Origin of the sequence: Haloferax sp. Atlit-12N (assembly GCF_003383095.1) — an archaeon.
In the GTDB taxonomy this organism is placed as follows: domain Archaea; phylum Halobacteriota; class Halobacteria; order Halobacteriales; family Haloferacaceae; genus Haloferax.
In genome coordinates, this window is record NZ_PSYW01000012.1 from 1 (window position 1) to 4,065 (window position 4,065).

Annotated in this window: 2 protein-coding genes and 1 pseudogene; all 3 read left to right on the plus strand. The window is 58.3% G+C overall.

Annotated features, from left to right (window positions below; all coding sequences use genetic code 11):
* Positions 1-467: hypothetical protein (locus C5B90_RS19510; protein ID WP_115883589.1), on the plus strand; the 467-nt coding region annotated here is incomplete at its 5' end.
* 154 nt (positions 468-621) lie between these two features.
* Positions 622-1,032: pseudogene (locus C5B90_RS21280) on the plus strand (hypothetical protein); the annotation flags it as partial.
* Positions 1,033-1,957: 925 nt separating this feature from the next.
* A complete protein-coding gene (locus C5B90_RS19520; protein WP_115883590.1) occupies positions 1,958-2,983 on the plus strand; it encodes a nitrogen regulation protein NR(II) in 1,026 nt (341 codons plus the stop codon).
* The last annotated feature ends 1,082 nt before the right edge of the window (positions 2,984-4,065 follow it).

The following is a 4,065-nucleotide window of genomic DNA, read 5'->3' on the forward strand; positions in this document are numbered from 1 at the left end:
CGCCGAGTGTCATCTTTCGAGATGTCACCTACGTCGACATGGATCAACGCTGTCCCGCGTTCTTCGCGGACGGGGCGGTGCAACAGCGTGTGCCATATTCGTTTCAGTTCATCCACGGCGACTACCGCGAACCACTAGCGGTAGCCCCTGTGGATCTGCTGCTCTCTCAGTATGCAGGTCCGATTTCGCACTACTGCAAGCGGTATGTGCGGCTGGGTTGCTATCTGTTGGTGAATAACAGCCATGCAGACGCAGGTGTGGCGGCTCTGGATCCGGACTGGGAACTCGTGGGTGTGGTACGTGGCTCACGTCTCAGCCGAGGTGTCGAGGGGTATTTCGAACCCAAGCCCGGTCGCGTCGCGGATCGAGCGGACATGATCGAGTCCATGAAACCGATCGGATACACTAAGACAGCGTCCAACTATCTGTTTCGACTCGAATCGACAGGCGACGCCCACAACGAATGAAAATCGGTTGCTGACTGCATCCTCTATATTTAGCACTCGACATCTGTCAGGTTCTGAGGGTTCCAACAAATCCCCTTTAGTCCGATCTGCTTCGTGGCTGCTGCTGTTTTTCAGGGACCAGAATGGGTGAGCCCCGCCGTAGGCTCGTGATTCGATGACCTCAGTCGACGGTCCATTCCACGACTGCGAGTTGGATCCCGAGGCGATCCTCGGGACACACACGTTCGAAGACGTCCTGTTCACCGACGACACAGAAACCTCGGTGAACGTCCTCACCGGCGAGACACCAACACATTCGCAAGCAACCGTCGAGGAAGCGACGGAGTTCGCTGCGAGTATCGACACGGAGACGCCCCAGATCGCGCTACTGGCGTCTGTCGAGACACAGATTGAGGCGCAGAGCATACCCTACACGTCGGCTGCATTCTTCCACTTCAAGCCGACTGGCTCGCTCAAACGCCATCGTGCCTATCACACCGCCTACGACTCAGACGCGTACACCGTCGACTTCGAGGCCGACTACGAATCGGGCGACTTGACCATTACAGTCGAACGAGCGGGCGACCCCCGAGAATTGACCGCCATGATGTGTGCTGGTAGAAGCATCGACGTACGTCGACGTGTTGGGGTGAACTTTCGACTGCGGAGAGTAACGAGCCGCGAGGCTCGCTTAACCAACAAAGTCGATGTTGATGTCCTTCTTGGTCTTTTCAGGTCACAACGAGACACCCACGATAGTCCAGCTACGCCGTCGAAACTGGCTGGTTCGGCGACCGAACGCGGTGTCGCATTCCAGCTGAAAAGACCAATCGTTGTTGGTTAACTCGAGTTGGGTTATGATGTCTCCGTACCACCAATGCCCCACAGGGTTTCCTGCTAACGTCGTCGACACGCTTGACGACTACTCGTTAACTCCCTCAACACGTCGAAACGCACGTAACAGCGGTCACGAACCCCCGTGAGTGAGCGCTACGACCTGCAAAAATAAAGCACACACCGAGACTAACGAACGTCCAGCAGACCGTCTGGATGATGTCCCGTTGAAATCAATGCTTACGGTGAACGAGATCAACGACAACCGCTACTACTCGCAATGACGGCATGGTGGCTTCCCCCGATGAAAATATATGGCCCCAGTTGAGTCTGAGATCGTCTTTGCCCGGGCCAGAAGACCGAAACCGAGGTGCTTTACTGGAAATTGTGGTGTGTACTGGTAATACGAGTCTCAATCAAAATCTCCTATCAAGATCTCAGGGATAGACCTGATAGATTAATTACACACACCCGTGAACGACCAGACTCGTGCTGAGTGCCTCTCACCCACCAGTAGTGGCGTGTCTCAGGGTGCCTGGTATGATACACGTCAGAAGGTTCCCTCTTCCCCTTTCACTCCGGAGTCGGATCGTAATCAACCCTCAACTGAGACATAGTCTGTCTCGCAGCAACATCCTGAAGAACCCATAACTACTGACTAGTAATAGTGATCTTATATGAAGGACGCTCAGCCACCACCAATTTCCGCCGATGATTTCTACCAGACACTTGTCGAAAATGCAGCTGAAGGGATGTTGACGATCGACTCGGACAGCAATATCGTGTATGCCAATCCAGCCGTTGAGGATATTCTCGGCTATGCACCCGCTGAGTTGATTGGGAGTTCGAAAATGAAAATCATCCCAGAGCGCTTGGAACCAGTCCACGTGGCTGCATTAGCCTCGTATGTGGCGACTGGAGAGCGCAATATCGACTGGGATGGGATCGAGCTCCCGGCGTTGCACAAGGACGGACGCGAGGTTCCGACCCTTATCAGCCTTCGTGAACACGAACACAATGGGGAACAGTATTTTACTGGCATCATTCGGGATATCACCGAGCAGCGACAGCGAGAGTCGCAGCTTCAAGAGCAGAAGGACCGGCTGAATGAGTTCGCCGACATCTTAACACATGATATTCGGAACCCACTCTCTATCGCGTATGGGTATACTGAGATCGCCCATGAACAGTCCGAGAGCCCTGAACTAGAGCGGGCCTTAGCATCACTCGCTCGAATCGATGATCTCGTCAGCGACATTCTTGCCCTCTCAAAAAGAGGCGAAGTCGTTGGTGAGACCGAGTCGGTTGATATCCGTGAGTGTCTCCATGCGTCGTGGAGTAGCGTTGAGACACAGCAAGCGACGCTCCAACTAGACGATGATCTCGGAGTGATCGCCGCGGATAAGAGTCGTTTTCAGGAACTACTAGAGAACTTGTTTCGCAATGCTGTTGAACATGCTGGTGCTGGGGCGACTGTGACTGTTGGAAGCCTCCCTGACGATACGGGACTCTATATCGAAGATGATGGCCCTGGAATCGCTGAGCCGATTCGGTCAGAGATATTTACCCATGGATATTCGACAACTGCTGACGGAACTGGCTATGGGCTCTCGATCGTCTCTCAAATTGTCGAGGGCCATGGTTGGGATATTGCCGTTACAACGGGTTCTGAAGGTGGCGCACGATTTGAGATCACGTGGTGAGAGTTGGACGACGTCTGCTGAGTTAGTTTTTGGAGAGCATACCTGACGACCTCGTCCTGCTGCCATGTTCGAAGTAAGCGTGAGATACTCCGTGCTTGTGTTTCATTTGGGGTGGAGACGAGCCCCACGTCCTCAACGATCTTGATAGCAAGCTAGGGCGCTAACATAGCAATCAAACGTGTTTGGGAGGTAAGTTGTGTCGGTACGTTTGGGGGGCGACTGCTCGGGTTGTGCGCGCTCCGGCGGGCAGACCGTTCCTGCCGGGCCCGGGCGTTTCGCGCTGCCGTTGCGTCTGCGACGGACGGGTCACGGTCGCGGGGCCGGGTCGGGCCGGGTGCAGCCACCCGATACCGGTCAGCCCCGAGGGCGGGCCTGCGAGCGCTCGGCCCGCGACCGGGCCGTGACCGAAACCGGGCTGGCTGCATCTTCACCAGCCGTTGGGTCGGCGCTCCCTCGCTGCGGTCGCGCCACCGGCCGGCTGGCTCAGACGTGGCCGCTTGCGCGGTCCGGGCGGGCTGCTCGCCGTTCGGGCGATTGCCCTCACCCCTCGTTCGCCCGGGCTGCGGTGGCTATTGGGGGTTCGCCGTGCTCACCCCCAATATGCCACGGTCCGGGGCTCACTCAGGGCTGGCTGTGCGGCCTGCCGGGCATGCGCTCAAACTCGGCCGCGACGAGCTGTGGGTCCGCGGGCGTCCAGCCCGCACCGGGCTGCCGCACGAGGCGTTTCCGTTGCGTCTGCGACGGACGGGACAGGCTCGTGCGGGTCCGGGCGCGGTGCTGTTCCGGCGGGTCCTCGCTCTCTGCGGCCTCGCTGTGGCCGTATGCGACGCCGTTCACCACCGTATACCCCCCGGCCGTGCCGCCTCGGCGCCGCGGCCGCTTCCGTTGCGTCTGCCGACGGACGGTCGTCGGCGAGGCGCCGACCCGCGGTGACCGGCTGGGTATATGGTGGTGACCGCGCGCTCACCTCGAGGTTCACCCCCCGCACTTGTCTGTGGGGGCGCCGTCGGTGCCGCGCCGCGCCGGACAGGGTCCGGCGTGAAGGCGCGGCGCGGGCACCTCGGTGACGGCGTCATCGGTCG